Here is a 15,778-nt window from a genome sequence, read left to right as displayed (position 1 = left end):
GCTGCGCGCACGTTCTGCCTGCCTCTCCCCTCGAGGGAATCCCCGGAGCCTCAGAGAGGACGACGGATGGCAGTGAACGAGACGGAACGCCGGGCGATGACCCGAGCGCTCGAGCTCGCGGCGCTCGGCCCCCGCGGCGTGAACCCGCAGGTGGGCGCGGTCATCCTCTCCCCCGACGGCACCGTGCTCTCCGAGGGGTGGCACCGGGGTGCGGGCACCCCGCACGCCGAGGTCGACGCGCTCTCGAAGCTCGCCCCCGGTGCCGCACAGGGCGCAACCGCTGTCGTCACTCTCGAGCCCTGCAACCACACCGGCCGCACCGGACCCTGCGCCCTCGCCCTCATCGACGCGGGAGTCGCCAGGGTCGTCTACGCCCTCGACGATCCCGGCGAGGTCTCCGGTGGTGGCGCCGAGCGTCTCCGCGCAGCGGGGGTGAGCGTCGACGCCGGGGAGCAGGCGCGGACCGCGCGCGCCGTCATCGACGGCTGGCTCACCGCCCAGCGACTGGGACGCCCGCACGTCACCGTGAAGTGGGCGCAGTCGCTCGACGGTCGGGCCGCGGCATCCGACGGCACCAGCCAGTGGATCACCGGGCCGGTCGCGCGCGCCGACGTGCACCGCCGTCGCTCCCTCGCCGACGCGATCGCGGTCGGCACGGGCACCGTTCTCGCCGACGACCCTGCGCTCACGGCGCGCGACGGAGCGACGCTGTACGCGCACCAGCCCGTTCCCGTCGTGATCGGCGCGCGCTCCACGCCCGTCGACGCCGCGATCCGCAGACATCCGCATCCGCCGATCTTCCACGCCACGCACGATCTGTCCGCTGTCCTCGGGGATCTCCATGAGCGCGGGATCCAGAGCGTGTTCGTCGAGGGCGGCCCCACCCTGGCCAGCGCATTCGTGGCCGCGGGCCTCGCCGATCGCGTGCTCGTCTACCTCGCCCCGGTACTGCTGGGCGGCGATCGGCTCGCCCTCACCGACGTCGGCGTCGCCTCGATCGCCGACGCGCACCGGCTGACCATCGACGAGTGGGTGCCGCTCGGCGTCGACCTGCTGGCCGTGGCGCGTCCCGCGCTCGGCATCGAATCACGCGCAGAACCACGCACAGAACGCGCCAGCGAACCGCGCACAGAAGCACGCACAGAACCACGCACAGAAGAAGGAGTCGCCTGATGTTCACCGGAATCATCGAGGAGATCGGCGAGATCACGGCGATCGCGCCCGCCGGCGACGGATGGCGCCTCACGGTGCGCGCACCGCGCGCCGCGTCCGGGGCTGTGCACGGCGAGTCGATCGCCGTGTCGGGGGTGTGCCTCACGGTGGTCGCGTCGACTGCCGACACCTTCGACGCCGACGTCATGAAGCAGACGCTCGACGTCGCAGCCCTCGGCGGAGCGAGCGTGGGCACGCGGGTCAACATCGAGAAGGCCATGCCGGTGGGCGCCCGCCTCGGCGGACATATCGTGCAGGGTCACGTCGACGGCACGGGGCTCGTCCTCGAGGTCCGGCCCGGGGAGCAGTGGAGCGTTCTGCGCATCGGACTGCCCGACGACCTCGCCCCGCTGGTCGTCGACAAGGGATCGATCTCGATCGACGGCACCTCGCTCACCGTCAGCGCCGTGAGCGCCGCCGATGCGGCAGAGCACTGGCTCGAGGTCTCGCTGATCCCCGAGACCCTCGCCGCCACCACCCTCGGAGTCCGCGCGGTCGGCGACCGCGTGAACCTCGAGACCGACATCCTCGCCCGTCACGTCGAGCGCCTGCTGGCGTTCCGGGCAGCACCGGAAGGAGGCTCACGATGAGCCTTTCCACCATCCCCGAGGCCCTCGAAGCCCTTCGCGCCGGGCGCCCGGTGCTCGTCGCCGACGATGAGAACCGCGAGAACGAGGGCGACGTCATTCTCTCCGCCGAGCTCGCGACACCCGAATGGGTCGCGTGGACCGTGCGCTGGTCGTCGGGGTTCATCTGCGCCCCGATGCCGACGGATCTCGCCGACAGCCTCAACCTCCCGCCCATGGTCGCCGCGTCAGAAGACGCGAGATCGACCGCGTACACGGTCAGCGTCGACGCCGCCGAGGGCGTGACCACGGGAATCAGCGCCCACGACCGTGCGCACACCCTCAACGTGCTCGCGAACCCGGACTCGACCGCGACCAGCATCATCCGGCCCGGGCATGTGCTGCCGCTGCGCGCCGTCGACGGCGGCGTGCGCGAACGCAGCGGACACACCGAGGCTGCGGTCGACCTGATGAAGCTCGCGGGGCTGCGGCCGGTCGGCGCGATCGCCGAGGTCGTGGCCGAGGACGGCAGCATGATGCGCCTCCCCGGGCTGCTGGAGCTCGGCGAACGCGACGGCGTGCCCGTCATCACGATCGAGCAGCTGATCGCGCACCTCACCGAGAGCGACCCCACCGGCTGGTCCGCCGAGCGGGCGAGCCGTCGCGTCAGCCTGCGCGCCGACGCCACCGTCCCCACCACGCACGGCACCTTCCGCTTCCTCGCCTACAAGGACAGGGTGACCGGCACCGACCACATCGCCGTCGTCTCCGGGGAGCCGGGCGAGACCGCCCTCGTGCGCGTGCACTCGGAATGCCTGACCGGTGAGGCCTTCGGCTCGCTGAAATGCGAGTGCGGTCCGCAGCTCGACGCCGCGCTGGACGCGATCGAGAAGGACGGCGGGATCGTCATCTACATGCGCGGTCACGAGGGTCGCGGGATCGGCCTGATCAACAAGCTGCGCGCGTACAGCCTGCAGGAGGAGGGTCTCGACACCGTCGATGCCAACCTCGCGCTCGGCCTCCCCGCCGATGCGCGCGACTACGCGGCGGCGGCCGGCATCCTCACCGATCTCGGCGTCTCGAAGGTGCGCCTGCTGACCAACAACACCGACAAGGTGAACCAGCTGCGCAGCCTCGGCCTCGACGTCGTCGAGCAGGTGCCGCTGATCGTGGGCGTCGGCCCGAACAACCACCAGTATCTGGAGACCAAGCGTGACCGGATGGGTCACATCATCGGTGAGGCGGAGCTCGCAGAGGCTCTCGCCGACGGACGGAAGGACGAGGAATGAGCGGCGCAGGAGCACCCAGGACCGAGAAGATCGACGGACGCGGACTCAAGGTCGTGATCGTCGCGGGCACCTGGCACGACGTGATCACCGACGGGCTGATCGCCGGGGCGCAGCGCGTCCTGGACGAGGCGGATGCGGCCTACCGGCTCGTCCGCGTGCCCGGGTCGTTCGAGCTGGCCGTCGCCGCCCAGGCCGCGTTCGCGGGTGGAGCGGATGCCGTCGTCGCCCTCGGAGTGATCATCCGCGGCGGCACCCCGCACTTCGAGTACGTCTCGGCCGCGACCACCGACGGGCTCACCCGGGTGGCGCTCGACGCCGGTAAGCCGGTCGGCTTCGGCGTGCTCACGCTCGACGACGAGAAGCAGGGCCTCGATCGTGCCGGGCTCGAGGGCTCGAAGGAGGACAAGGGCGCGGAGGCGGCGGAGGCGGCGCTGCGCACCGCCCTCGTGGTGCGCGATCTGCGCGGCTGACCTCCGCCACGAACGTCGCGATCGCCACGAACGTCGCGATCGCCACGATCTGGCGCGGAGCCGCGGTCGCGGCGGACTAGCGCGGCGGCGCGGTGCTCTCGCGCACGATGAGCTCGGTGCCCACGAGCGGGGTCTGCGCGCGCTCTTCCCCGTCGAGCTCGGCGAGCAGCGCGTCGACGGCCAGCGCGCCGACCTTCTCGGGGTGCTGCTGCACGGTGGTCAGCGGCGGCCAGAGCTGGGCGGCATCGGGCAGACCGTCGAACCCGACAACGCTGACATCGCCGGGGATGTCGCGTCCCGCCTCGCGGAACGCCCGGACGACACCGATCGCCATCTGGTCGTTCGCGGCGAACACGGCGGTGACCCCGTCGTCGTCGCGCAGGCGGAGACCCGCCTGGTATCCCGATTCCGCCGACCAGTCGCCCTGCAGCGGCTCGGGTGCCACGACGCCGCGTGATTCGAGCGTCTGGCGCCACGACTCCCGGCGACGCTCGGCGGAGTACGACTTCGCGGGCCCCGCCACGTGCCAGACGGTCGCGTGTCCGAGGTCGAGCAGATGCTCGGTGGCGAGACGCGCGCCCTGGGCCTGATCGGTGTCGACGAAGGGATGCGCGTCGGCGCGGTTCGAGTCGACCAGCACCACGGGCATCCCGTCCGGGATCTCGACCTCGGCCTCATCGAGCTGATGCGCCTCGATCACGATGATGATGCCGTCGACAGCGTGCTCTTCGAGTCGACGGAATGCTCCGGCGACGGTGTCCCTCGCCGTCGATTCCACGGGGATCAACGTCAGCGCGTAGCCCCTCTGCGAGGCGCGCACCGCGATCGCGTCGAGAGTGCGCTGATTGCCGTACGAGCTGAACGAGAACATGATGACGCCGATGGCCCGGAATCGCCCCGACCTCAGGGCGCGGGCCGCACTGTTGGGCCGGTATCCGAGCCGCTGCATGGCATCTTCGACGCGTTCCCTCGTCGCCGCGCCCACGTATCCGCGGGCGTTCACGACCCGTGAGACGGTCTGACCGGAGACACCTGCTTCGCGCGCGACGTCCTCCATCGACGGATCTCTCCGCCGCTGCGGCGGCTCTGCCGGCTGTTCCGAAGTCACGATCGATCATCCATTCATGTGTTGACGTTGACACACTAGCAGCGCGTCGAATATGTTGACGTTGACACACGGCGCAGTGAGCGCCCGATCCGTAAGAAGGTTCTCGTCGATGACGACACAAGACTCCGTCGCCCTGGCGGCTCACGGCACCCGCCGGCGCGAGAAGCGCGACTGGAAGGGCTGGGCATTCGTCGGCCCCTTCATGGTCGTCTTCGCCCTGGTGTTCCTCACCCCGCTCGCGTACGCGCTCTACCTGAGCTTCTTCCAGGAGAAGCTCGTCGGCGGCACCGCCTTCGTCGGCGTCGACAACTACGTGCGCGCACTCACCGACCCCCAGTTCTGGGAGGCCTTCGGCCGCGTCGTGCTGTTCCTCGTGGTGCAGGTGCCGATCATGCTGGTCCTGGCGCTGGCCGCCGCGCTCGCCCTCGACAGCGCTCGACTCCGGGGCGCGGCGTTCTTCCGCATCCTGATCTTCCTGCCCTACGCCGTGCCCGCCGTCGTGGCCGTGCTGATGTGGGGATACATCTACGGCGACCAGTTCGGACTCACGTCGAACTTCAACGACTTCCTCGGCAGCGACCTCATCACCCCGTTCGCCAGGGAGTGGATCCTGGTCTCGATCGGCAACATCGTGACCTGGCAGTTCGTCGGCTACAACATGCTGATCTTCTACTCGTCGCTCAAGACGATCCCAACCGACATGTACGAGGCCGCGTCTCTCGACGGCGCCGGAGCCTGGCGCACGATCTTCTCGATCAAGATCCCGAACGTCCGCGGCGCGCTGGTGATCGCGACGATCTTCTCGGTCATCGGCAGCTTCCAGCTCTTCAACGAGCCCAACATCCTGCGTCCACTGGCCCCGAACGTGATCACGACGTACTTCACCCCCAACATGTACGCGTACAACCTCTCGTTCGCGGGACAGCAGTTCAACTACGCCGCGACGATCGCCATCATCATGGGCGTCATCACCGCGGTGATCGCCTACGTCGTGCAGCTGCGCGGCTCGAAGTCTGAGGTGCGCTGACATGGCACTCCCCCTCGCCCGTCCCTCGCAGAAGCGCCACGATCTGATGAATCCGCGCAAGTCGAAGATCCTGCTGATCGTGATGGTCGCCTACGCGCTGTACACGCTCATCCCGCTCGTGTGGCTGCTGTTCAGCTCGACCAAGACGCAGTCCGGACTGTTCAGCTCGTTCGGCCTGTGGTTCTCCGACGACTTCGCGTTCTTCGACAACCTCGTCGCCACATTCTCGTACCAGGACGGGATCTTCCTCCGCTGGCTCGGCAACACCCTCCTCTACGTCGTGGTGGGTGCGGGCGGGGCGACCCTGCTCGCGACCATGGCGGGCTACGGACTCGCGAAGTACCGCTTCCCCGGCCGGCGCGCCGTCTTCGCCGTCGTCCTCGGTGCCGTCGCGGTGCCCGGCACCGCCCTCGCCGTGCCGACGTTCCTGCTCTTCAGCGAGCTGGGGCTCACGAACACGCCCTGGGCGGTCATCATCCCGTCACTCATCAGTCCCTTCGGGCTGTACCTGATCTGGGTCTTCGCCTCGGAATCGGTGCCGACCGAGCTGCTCGAGGCCGCCCGTATCGACGGGGCCGGCGAGTTCCGCACGTTCTTCACCATCTCGATGCGGCTTCTCGCCCCGGGCATCGTGACCGTGACCCTGTTCACCGTGGTGGCGACCTGGAACAACTACTTCCTGCCCCTGATCATGCTCTCCGACCCCGCCTGGTATCCCCTCACCGTGGGTCTCAACCAGTGGAGCGCGCAGGCCATCGGCGCAGGTTCCCAGCCGATCTACAACCTCGTGATCATGGGCTCGCTGCTCACGATCGTCCCGATCGTCATCGCCTTCCTGCTGCTGCAGCGTTTCTGGCAGTCAGGTCTCACCGCCGGCAGCGTCAAGCAGTAGCTCCCGGCATCCTCTGCACCGAAGACGTCGGTCCGATGAAGGACCGCACCCCCGAAAGGACACAGCAATGAAGCACCTTCCCTCCCCCGCCGCCCGACGCACCCTCACGGTGCTCGCGGCCGGCACCGTCGCGGCGCTCGCGCTGGCCGGATGCAGCGCCGGCAGCTCCGGCAGCGGCGGCGCGGCCGGCGACGGCTCGTTCGACTCCGTCGAGGCCGCTCTCGAGAAGGGCGGCGAGATCACGTACTGGTCGTGGACGCCGTCTGCGGAGGCCCAGGTCGAGGCCTTCGAGAAGGAGTACCCGAATGTGAAGGTCAACGTGGTCAACGCGGGCACCAACAAGGACGAGTACACCAAGCTCCAGAACGCGATCAAGGCCGGCTCCGGCGCCCCCGACGTCGTGCAGATCGAGTACTACGCCTTCCCGCAGTTCACTCTCAGCGACGCGTTCGTCGACCTCTCGCAGTACGGCTTCGCCGACTTCGAGGACGACTACACCGCCTCGACGTGGAACTCCGTCACCGAGGGCGACGCGATCTACGGCCTGCCGCAGGACTCGGGCCCCATGGCGCTGTTCTACAACAAGGCCGTGTTCGATGCCGCCGGTGTCGCCGTGCCCACCACGTGGGACGAGTACTACGAGGCCGCCAAGACGATCCACGCGGCGAACCCCGACGCGTACATCACCAACGACACCGGCGACGCGGGCTTCGCCACCTCGATGATCTGGCAGGCGGGCGGCGAGCCGTTCGCCGCCTCCGGCACCGACGTGACGATCGATCTGCAGGACGACGGATCGAAGAAGTGGACCGAGAACTGGAACCGCCTCGTCGAGGAGGACCTGCTCGCCCCGTACAGCAGCTGGAGCGACGAGTGGTTCCGCGCTCTCGGCGACGGCAGCCTCGCGACCCTCGTGATCGGCGCCTGGATGCCCGGCAACCTCATCACCGGTGCCCCCGACGGAGCCGGCGACTGGCGCGTCGCTCCGATGCCGACCTACGACGGCACCCCGGCGTCCGCCGAGAACGGCGGCGGCGGTCAGGCCGTGACCTCGCAGAGCAAGAACCCCGAGCTCGCTGCGGGCTTCCTGTGGTGGCTGAACAACTCGGAGGACAGCATCTCGACCTTCCTCGAGTCCGGCGGGTTCCCCTCCACCACGGCCGAGCTGTCGAGCGAGGAGTTCCTGGCGGACGCCCCGGAGTACTTCGGCGGTCAGAAGATCAACGAGGTCCTCGCGGCCGCGGCCGATGACGTCGTCGAGGGCTGGAGCTACCTGCCCTACCAGGTCTACGGCAACAGCATCTTCGGAGACACCGTCGGCCAGTCGTACCAGAACGGCACGGACCTGAACGAGGGACTGACGACCTGGCAGGACGCACTGGTCGAGTACGGCAACTCGCAGGGCTTCGCCGTCAACAAGTAATCGCACGTCTGGGCCGGGCGGGAATCCTCCCGTCCGGCCCACCCATCGAAAGCACCTCATCGTGACCTCCTTCTCCATCGGCGAGACCGATTTCCTCCGCGCCGGCCTCCCCCACCGGGTGATCTCCGGTGCCATCCACTACTTCCGGGTGCACCCCGACCAGTGGCAGGACCGCATCCGCAAGGCACGCCTGATGGGGCTGAACACGATCGAGACCTACGTCGCCTGGAACGCGCACGAGCCGCGGCGGGGCGAGTGGGATGCCACGGGATGGAACGACCTCGGTCGATTCCTCGACCTCATCCAGGCCGAGGGCATGGATGCGATCGTCCGCCCCGGCCCCTACATCTGCGCCGAATGGCACAACGGCGGGCTCCCGAACTGGCTCACCGCCGGCGAGCGCGAGCTCCGCTCCTCCGAGCCCACCTACCTGGCCGAGGTGAGCGACTACCTGCGTCGCGTCTACGAGATCGTCGCTCCCCGGCAGATCGACCGCGGCGGCTCCGTCGTGCTCGTGCAGATCGAGAACGAATACGGCGCCTACGGCTCCGACAAGGCCTACCTCCAGGCTCTCGTCGCGCTGACTCGCGAGGCGGGCATCACCGTTCCGCTCACCACGGTCGACCAGCCCACCGATCAGATGCTCGCCGACGGCAGCCTGCCCGAGCTGCACAAGACCGGCTCGTTCGGTTCGCGCAGCGCCGAGCGACTCGCCACCCTGCGCGCCCACCAGCCCACCGGTCCGCTGATGTGCTCCGAGTTCTGGGACGGCTGGTTCGACTGGTGGGGCGGCGTGCACCACACCACCGATGTGGAGGCCGCGGCATCCGACCTCGACGAGCTGCTCGCCGCCGGCGCGTCGGTGAACATCTACATGTTCCACGGCGGCACGAACTTCGGACTCACCAACGGCGCCAACCACAAGGGCCGCTACCTGCCGATCGTCACCTCGTACGACTACGACGCCCCTCTCGACGAAGCCGGGAACCCGACGGCGAAGTTCTTCGCCTTCCGCGACGTGATCGCCAAGTACGCCCCCGTCCCCGATGAGCGCCCGCCCGCCGCGACGACCTCGCCGGCATTCTCGGTGCCGCTCGTGCCTGCGGGCGCGTGGACGGATGCCGTGGTCGACACGTCCGTGCGCACCGATTCCCCGGCGACCTTCGACGAGCTCGGGCATCTGAGCGCTCTCGTCCGCTACGACACCGAGCTGCCGGGAGGCCGTGGAGGGCTTCTCGTCACCGAGGAGGTGCGCGACCTCGCCTGGGTGAGCGTCGACGGCCAGGCTGTCGGAACTCTCTCGCGCGCGCGCCATGACCGCGCGCTGCAGATTCCCGCCGGCCGCACGCTCAGCATCCTCGTCGAGGAGCAGGGTCGCGTGAACTACGACCACCGGCTCGGCGAGCAGAAGGGCCTCATCGGCACCCCCGCCGTCGACGATGCACCCCTGACCGGATGGCGCTCGACACCGCTCGACGTCGCGGAGATCGCGGCGGAGATCGCCGGCCGCGGCGGGAAGCCGTCGGGCGCTCCGTTCACCGGACCGTCCGCGTGGGTCGCGGACTTCACCCTCGACTCCCCCGCCGACCTCTTGCTCGACACCGCGTCCTGGAGCAAGGGGTACGCGTTCGTCAACGGGTTCTTCCTGGGCCGCTACTGGCGCAACGGCCCGCAGCGTACGCTCTTCGTCCCCGCACCCGCGACCCTCGCCGGAGCGAACAGGCTCGTCGTCCTCGAGCTCGAGTACCTGCTCTCCCCGTCCGCGGACTTCGTCTCGGCACTCGCTCTCGGCGACACAGAGGAATAGAGCACCGAGGAATAGAGCACAGAGGAATAGGGCACAGAGGAATAGCGCACAGAGGAACAGGGCACAGAGGAATGGAGCGGAGGCACCGACCTCGGCTCCGCACCGTCGCTACGCGCCTCTGCGGGACCACCAGACGTCGGCGGTCAGGCGTGCGGTGTCGGCCCGGGTGATGCTCTGCCAGTTGCGGCCCCCGCGCGCGAAAGCCTCCTGCACGCCGGGCGGCACCGCGGCCGGATCGACCGGATGGTCGAGCCAGTCGCACGCGCGCACATGCCCGAGATCGACCGCGCTCGCCTCGGGGGATGCGTCGTAGCGCCATGGTCCGGTGAGCCGGCCCAGCCACAGGAACCCGTCGGCGTCGCGAGTCCAGACGAACGTCCCCTCGAGCACGCTCGCGAATCGCTCGAGTCGGCGTGCCATCCGCTCCCCGAAAGCCGCGTCCACCGCGGCGAGCGCGTCGTCGATCGAGCCGGGCGGGTCGTCGAGCCGGCCGCCCATTCCGCAGACCCGGGTCGCGAGCGCCCGTTCGACGGCAGCCCCGCGGCGCACGTCGTCATCGCGTGAGCGCATCGGGGCGCGGTAGACGGAAGGAGCCTCAGGGTGGCCGCTCACGCGATCGGCACCAGCGTGGCGTCGATCCGCCCGCCGTCGATCACGACCGTCATCATCGTGCAGACGGGCTGACGGCGGCGATCGGTCGGCGACCCCGGGTTCAGCAGACGCATGCCCGACGGGGCCACCGTGTCCCACGGGATGTGCGAGTGCCCGAAGACGAGCAGATCCGTGCCGGGAAAGGCGGCGTCCATCCGCTCCTCGCGCCGCTGCTTCTGCCCGGTCTCGTGCACCACGGATATCTCGACGCCCTCGACCGTCAGCCGGGCGATCTCGGGCAGCCGCTCGCGCAGCGCCGGGCCGTCGTTGTTCCCGTGAACGCCCACGAGTCGCCGTGCTCGTGATTCGAGCAGATCCAGAGTCGCGACGTCGATCCAGTCGCCCGCGTGCACGACGATGTCGGCCTCCTCGACCGCCGACAGCACGGCGTCGGGCAGTCTCTTCGCGCGGGCGGGCACATGGGTGTCGGCGATCAGCAGCAGTCTCGTCGTCACGATCTTCTCGTCTCCCGTGGGCATCGGCATCCGCGTTCGACTCTACGCACGCGCGGCGACGGGATGTCATACGCACCCAGCAAACGTTCAGGAAGGCGTAGGATCTCTCGGTGCCCTGGTATACCAGCGCACTCGGATCTAAGGAGCAGCATGAGTACGACCACAGCGCCCGCGAATCCGCGTTCGCGCGTCATCACGGCGAGCCTCGTCGGCACGACGATCGAGTTCTACGACTTCTACGCGTACGCGACGGCGGCCGTGCTCGTCTTCCCGGTGCTGTTCTTCCCCACCGGGAACGACACCACCTCGCTGCTGTCGTCGTTCGCCGTCTTCGGCGCCGCGATGATCGCCCGTCCGATCGGTGCGGTGATCTTCGGCCACTTCGGCGACAAGTTCGGTCGCAAGGCGACGCTCGTCGCCTCGCTGCTCACGATGGGCATCGCGACGTTCGTCATCGGCCTGCTCCCCACCTTCCAGCAGATCGGCTGGTGGGCGGCACTGCTCCTGCTGATCCTGCGCCTCGCGCAGGGCTTCGCCCTCGGCGGTGAGTGGTCGGGTGCCGCACTGGTCGCCACCGAGAACGCCCCGAAGGGCAAGCGCGCCTGGTACGGCACGTTCCCCCAGCTGGGAGCGCCGCTCGGCTTCATCATCGCGAACCTGCTGTTCCTCACGATCAACTGGCTGCTGCCGCACTCCGAGAACCCGGCGCTCAAGTCCGAGGCGTTCCTGTCGTGGGGATGGCGCATCCCGTTCCTGTTCTCCGCCGTGATGGTCATCATCGGCCTGTGGGTGCGCCTGAAGCTCGTCGAGTCCGAGACCTTCACCAAGGCCGAGAAGAAGGGCGCGATCCGCAAGCTGCCGCTCGCCACCGTCTTCCGCCACCACTGGCGGCAGCTGATCCTCGGCACGTTCATCATGCTGGCGACCTACGTGCTGTTCTACCTGATGACGAACTTCACCCTCGCCTACGGCACCAAGCCCGCATCGCTCGAGACCGCGTCGGCCGCAGCGCGGGCCGCCGCCGAAGCGACCGGCAAGGACTTCGACGCCGCCGCCTTCGCGTCTCAGTTCTACCCGGGCCTCGGATTCGGCTACACCGACTTCGTGCTCATGCAGATCATCGGCGTGGTGTTCTTCGGTGTCTTCACGCTGCTCTCCGGCCCCATCGCCGACAAGATCGGGCGCCGCAGGCTGCTGATGTGGGTCACCGGACTCATCATCGTGTTCGGTCTCACCTTCAACGCCTTCCTGCTGCCCGCGGTCGACCCCAAGTTCACAGGAGCGCTCGCCCAGGCGTTCCTCGTGTTCGGCTTCATGCTGATGGGAGCGACGTTCGGTCCGATGGGCGCGCTGCTGCCCGAGCTCTTCCCCACGAACGTGCGCTACACCGGGTCCGCGATCTCGTACAACGTGTCGTCGATCCTCGGCGCCGCCCTCGCTCCCATCGTCGCGCTGTGGCTGTGGGAGCTCGGTGACGGCGCGCCCTGGCTCGTCGGGCTCTATCTGTCGGCGATGGGAGTGCTCACCTTCATCGCGCTGTTCCTCTCGAAGGAGACCAAGGACAACGACTACGACGAAGACCTCGGCGTCGCCGCTGCGGTCGAACTCTGACAGCTCATCTCGAGCGAAAGGGCGGCATCTCCTCGGGGGGTGCCGCCTTTTCCATCCGCGCGACGGGCAACGGGCAGAGCGCCTCGGCGGGGAATACAGCATGACCGATCGCGTTGAATACCCCCAGGGGGTATTCTGCACTCATGGACGCGCACATCGACAATGATGAACACGGTGGCCACACCAGCCACGGAGAGCACGCGGGGCATTCAGAGCACGCGGGGCATTCAGGGCACGCGGGGCACGGTGATCATGTAGGGCGATTCCGACGCCTGTTCTGGATCATGCTGGTCCTCGCGTTCCCTGTCGTCGGGTTCTCGACGATGTTCTCGATGCTGCTCGGATACCCGCTGCCCGACGCCGGGTGGGTCGGGTGGATGTCTCCGGTTCTCGGCAGCATCATGTACGTGTGGGGCGGAGCCCCATTCCTCACCGGTGCGGTGAGTGAGCTGAGGGCCCGCACGCCCGGGATGATGCTGCTGATCGCCCTTGCGATCACGGTGGCGTTCGTCGCATCGTGGGGCGCGAGCGTGGGTCTGCTGCATCATGAGCTGGACTTCTGGTGGGAGTTGGCGCTCCTGATTGTGATCATGCTGCTCGGTCACTGGATCGAGATGCGCTCGCTCGCGCAGACGACCTCCGCGTTGGACTCTCTGGCTGCATTGCTGCCCGATGAGGCGGAGAGGATCGAAGGCGACACGACGGTCACAGTCGCCCCGTCCGATCTGCAGGTGGGCGATGTGGTGGTGGTGCGCCCCGGCGGGCGGATTCCCGCGGACGGGCAGATCGTGCAGGGCTCGGCGAGCATCGACGAGTCGATGATCACCGGCGAGTCCCGGCCGGTGCGCCGCAGCGACGGCGACCAGGTGATCGCCGGTACCGTCGCCACCGATTCCGGTGTGCGGGTGGAGATCACCGCCATCGGCGAGGACACCGCCCTGGCGGGTATCCGGAAGCTGGTGACCGAAGCACAGAGTTCGTCGTCGCGGGCGCAGCGGCTCGCGGACAGAGCGGCAGGCTGGTTGTTCTGGTTCGCGCTCGGCGCTGCGGCGATCACCGCGATCGTCTGGACGGCGGTCGGCATGCCCGATGCGGCCGTGATCCGCACGATCACCGTGCTCGTGATCGCCTGCCCGCACGCGCTGGGTCTGGCGATTCCACTCGTCGTGTCGATCGCGACCGAGCGGGCTGCTCGCGGGGGTGTGCTGATCAAAGATCGCCTCGCGCTGGAGAGCATGCGCACCATCGACACCGTGCTGTTCGACAAGACGGGCACGCTCACCAAGGGCGCCCCCGCAGTGACGGCGATCGACCCCGCACCGGGAACCGACGCTGATCGACTGCTCGCATCGGCTGCCGCGGCGGAAGTGGACTCCGAGCATCCCCTCGCACGTGCGATCGTGAACGCCGCGAAGGAGAAGACCTCTGCCGTTCCTGCCTCCTCGGACTTCGAGTCCTCTCCTGCCGTGGGGGTCCGCGCGCGCGTAGACGGACGCCTCGTGCAGGTCGGCGGCCCGTACCTGCTCGAGCAGGAACACGCCCAGGAGCTCCCCGTCGCCGACGAGTGGCGACGTGAGGGTGCGATCATCCTCCACGTCCTCGTCGACGGTCAGGTGGCGGGTGCCCTGCGCCTGGCCGATGAGATACGTCCGGAGTCTCGGCCCGCCGTCGATGCCCTCCACGCGCGCGGCGTGCAGGTGGTCATGATCACCGGTGACGCCGACGCGGTCGCCGCCTCCGTCGCAGGTGAACTCGGCATCGACCGGTACTTCGCGGGGGTGCGACCGGAGGACAAGTCGTCGAAGGTGAAGGAGCTTCAGAACGAGGGCCGCAAGGTCGCGATGGTCGGAGACGGCGTCAACGACGCCCCCGCCCTCGCACAGGCCGACGTCGGCATCGCCATCGGTGCGGGAACGGATGTCGCGATCGCTTCGGCCGGCGTCATCCTCGCCAGCGACGACCCCCGGTCCGTGCTCTCGGTGATAGAGCTGTCGCGGGCCAGCTACCGCAAGATGACGCAGAACCTGTGGTGGGCTGCCGGCTACAACCTGCTCTCGGTCCCCCTTGCCGCCGGAGTGCTCGCTCCGATCGGATTCATCCTCCCCATGTCCGTCGGAGCGGTGCTGATGTCCCTGTCGACCATCGTCGTCGCGCTCAACGCCCAGGTGCTTCGCCGACTGGATCTGCGACCGGACGCCGTCTCAGCCGGCACGACCCTCAGTACGAGGCCGTGATCGTCCTGGCGGCGCCGTCGAGGACCATCGCGCCGCCGTACGGCACGATCCACTGCGGCCGCGTGTGACCGAACGGCACACCCACGCAGACCACGGCATCCGGGTTGTATCGCGCCACCGTCTCGATCACGACATCACGCTGCGCCGCACGAAGGGAGCCTGCCTCCTCCGCCGACGGCCGGAAGTCGAAGTCGCTCACCGGCGGTCGCGCCACCACCACCCCGGCGACAGCGCCGATGATGCCCCGCTCGCCCAGCCCGCGCAGCCAGCGCGCCACCCAGCTCGCCGCCGGGCGTTCCTCGCTCGTCTCGAGCAGCAGGATCCCGCCGCGCAGGTCGTACGAGGTCGGCAGCCGGTCGGCGAGCGCGAGCTGATCGATCACCTCGAGGCATCCGCCCCAGGTGCGGCCTTCGACGCGGACGGCAGGACCCGACCAGGTCCACTCCTCGGTCGCGACCCGATCGCCGTACTCGGTGAGTGCGCGCGGGTCGGTCCATCGCCTCCCCACGTCCTCCGACTCTCCGGGCTCCGTGATCTCGAGCGCGCCGCCGTCGAGCAGCGCCGCGCGCAGCGACCGCAGGTGCACGTCGTCGACCGCGGGCCCTGGGCCGAGGTGCACGGCGGTGGATCCGCCGTAGTACCCGCGGATGCCCAGGCCCCAGAGCCAGTTGAGGATGTTCGTGTTGTCGCTGTAGCCGAGGAAGGGCTTGGCGTCTGCCTGCGCGAGCGCAGCGTCGAGGTGGGGCACGACGAGGATCTGATCGTCGCCGCCGATGGTGGCGAGAATGGCGCGGATGCGCGGGTCCGCGAAGGCCGCGTTCACGTCGGCGGCCCGCGCCTCGGGGGTCGCATCGAGCTCACGCGTGGTCGGATACTCGACGGGGATCAGACCGGTGAGGTCCCGCAGCCGGCGCATCGCCTGCTCGTGGATCTGCGGCGCGACGGCCGGAGCGGCGAAGGCCGGTGAGAGGATGGCGACATGGTCGCCGGGGACGGGTCTCGGTGCAGCCAGCATCGCCCCAGTCTCGCATCA

The 15,778-nt window shown here is 68.9% G+C and carries 14 protein-coding genes; 10 read left to right on the top strand and 4 right to left on the bottom strand.

Going from position 1 to position 15,778, the window contains the following annotated elements; all coding sequences use genetic code 11:
- Window positions 1-66 precede the first annotated feature (66 nt).
- The 4 genes from ribD to ribH are packed head-to-tail and all read left to right on the top strand — an operon-like array spanning window position 67 to window position 3,537.
- Window positions 67-1,173 (top strand): bifunctional diaminohydroxyphosphoribosylaminopyrimidine deaminase/5-amino-6-(5-phosphoribosylamino)uracil reductase RibD, encoded by a 1,107-nt coding sequence (gene ribD, locus DXT68_RS05180; protein ID WP_045252935.1) that lies wholly within the window; start codon window positions 67-69, stop codon window positions 1,171-1,173.
- A complete protein-coding gene (locus tag DXT68_RS05175) occupies window positions 1,173-1,802 on the top strand; it encodes a riboflavin synthase (protein WP_045252934.1) in 630 nt (209 codons plus the stop codon). Before ribD ends, DXT68_RS05175 begins: the two co-directional genes overlap by 1 nt.
- Entirely contained in the window at window positions 1,799-3,067 is a 1,269-nt protein-coding gene (gene ribA / locus DXT68_RS05170) for a GTP cyclohydrolase II (RefSeq protein WP_045252933.1), read from the top strand. Before DXT68_RS05175 ends, ribA begins: the two co-directional genes overlap by 4 nt.
- Complete coding sequence (ribH, locus tag DXT68_RS05165) at window positions 3,064-3,537, top strand: 6,7-dimethyl-8-ribityllumazine synthase (protein ID WP_045252932.1); 474 nt, start codon at window positions 3,064-3,066, stop codon at window positions 3,535-3,537. The genes ribA and ribH overlap by 4 nt, the downstream gene beginning before the upstream one ends.
- Window positions 3,538-3,613: 76 nt before the next feature.
- Here the strand turns inward: ribH and DXT68_RS05160 are convergent, their stop codons facing one another.
- Complete coding sequence (locus tag DXT68_RS05160; RefSeq protein WP_082068801.1) at window positions 3,614-4,594, bottom strand: LacI family DNA-binding transcriptional regulator; 981 nt, start codon at window positions 4,592-4,594, stop codon at window positions 3,614-3,616.
- 160 nt (window positions 4,595-4,754) lie between these two features.
- Between DXT68_RS05160 and DXT68_RS05155 the strand changes: the two genes are divergently transcribed.
- From DXT68_RS05155 to DXT68_RS05140, 4 genes are all read left to right on the top strand, one after another.
- Complete coding sequence (locus tag DXT68_RS05155; RefSeq protein WP_045252930.1) at window positions 4,755-5,672, top strand: carbohydrate ABC transporter permease; 918 nt, start codon at window positions 4,755-4,757, stop codon at window positions 5,670-5,672.
- A gap of 46 nt (window positions 5,673-5,718) precedes the next feature.
- Window positions 5,719-6,564, top strand: coding sequence for a carbohydrate ABC transporter permease (locus DXT68_RS05150; RefSeq protein ID WP_045252946.1), 846 nt, complete (start codon window positions 5,719-5,721; stop codon window positions 6,562-6,564).
- Window positions 6,565-6,631: 67 nt separating this feature from the next.
- Window positions 6,632-7,987 carry an ABC transporter substrate-binding protein gene (locus DXT68_RS05145; RefSeq protein WP_045252929.1) on the top strand — a complete coding sequence of 452 codons (1,356 nt, stop codon included), beginning with the start codon at window positions 6,632-6,634 and terminating at the stop codon, window positions 7,985-7,987.
- A 61-nt stretch (window positions 7,988-8,048) separates the two neighbouring features.
- Window positions 8,049-9,794, top strand: coding sequence for a glycoside hydrolase family 35 protein (locus DXT68_RS05140; RefSeq protein ID WP_045252928.1), 1,746 nt, complete (start codon window positions 8,049-8,051; stop codon window positions 9,792-9,794).
- Between the two features lie 108 nt (window positions 9,795-9,902).
- Here the strand turns inward: DXT68_RS05140 and DXT68_RS05135 are convergent, their stop codons facing one another.
- Both DXT68_RS05135 and DXT68_RS05130 read right to left on the bottom strand, forming a co-directional pair.
- Window positions 9,903-10,364: a hypothetical protein gene (locus tag DXT68_RS05135; RefSeq protein ID WP_045252927.1), complete on the bottom strand. Its 462-nt coding sequence runs from the start codon at window positions 10,362-10,364 to the stop codon at window positions 9,903-9,905.
- 38 nt (window positions 10,365-10,402) lie between these two features.
- Window positions 10,403-10,900, bottom strand: a complete 498-nt coding sequence (locus DXT68_RS05130; protein WP_208856509.1) for a metallophosphoesterase family protein — start codon at window positions 10,898-10,900, stop codon at window positions 10,403-10,405.
- 150 nt (window positions 10,901-11,050) lie between these two features.
- Between DXT68_RS05130 and DXT68_RS05125 the strand changes: the two genes are divergently transcribed.
- Window positions 11,051-12,511 carry an MFS transporter gene (locus DXT68_RS05125; RefSeq protein ID WP_045252926.1) on the top strand — a complete coding sequence of 487 codons (1,461 nt, stop codon included), beginning with the start codon at window positions 11,051-11,053 and terminating at the stop codon, window positions 12,509-12,511.
- A 143-nt stretch (window positions 12,512-12,654) separates the two neighbouring features.
- On the top strand, window positions 12,655-14,745 hold the full coding sequence (locus DXT68_RS05120; RefSeq protein WP_244268110.1) for a heavy metal translocating P-type ATPase: 2,091 nt from the start codon (window positions 12,655-12,657) through the stop codon (window positions 14,743-14,745).
- Here DXT68_RS05120 and DXT68_RS05115 read toward each other — a convergent pair.
- Window positions 14,729-15,760: a S66 family peptidase gene (locus DXT68_RS05115; RefSeq protein ID WP_045252924.1), complete on the bottom strand. Its 1,032-nt coding sequence runs from the start codon at window positions 15,758-15,760 to the stop codon at window positions 14,729-14,731. The two genes, DXT68_RS05120 and DXT68_RS05115, sit on opposite strands and share 17 nt — an antisense overlap.
- Window positions 15,761-15,778 lie beyond the last annotated feature (18 nt).

The sequence above is a fragment of the Microbacterium foliorum genome (genome assembly GCF_003367705.1).
GTDB lineage: Bacteria > Actinomycetota > Actinomycetes > Actinomycetales > Microbacteriaceae > Microbacterium > Microbacterium foliorum.
This window is presented reverse-complemented; position numbering and strand designations above follow the sequence as displayed.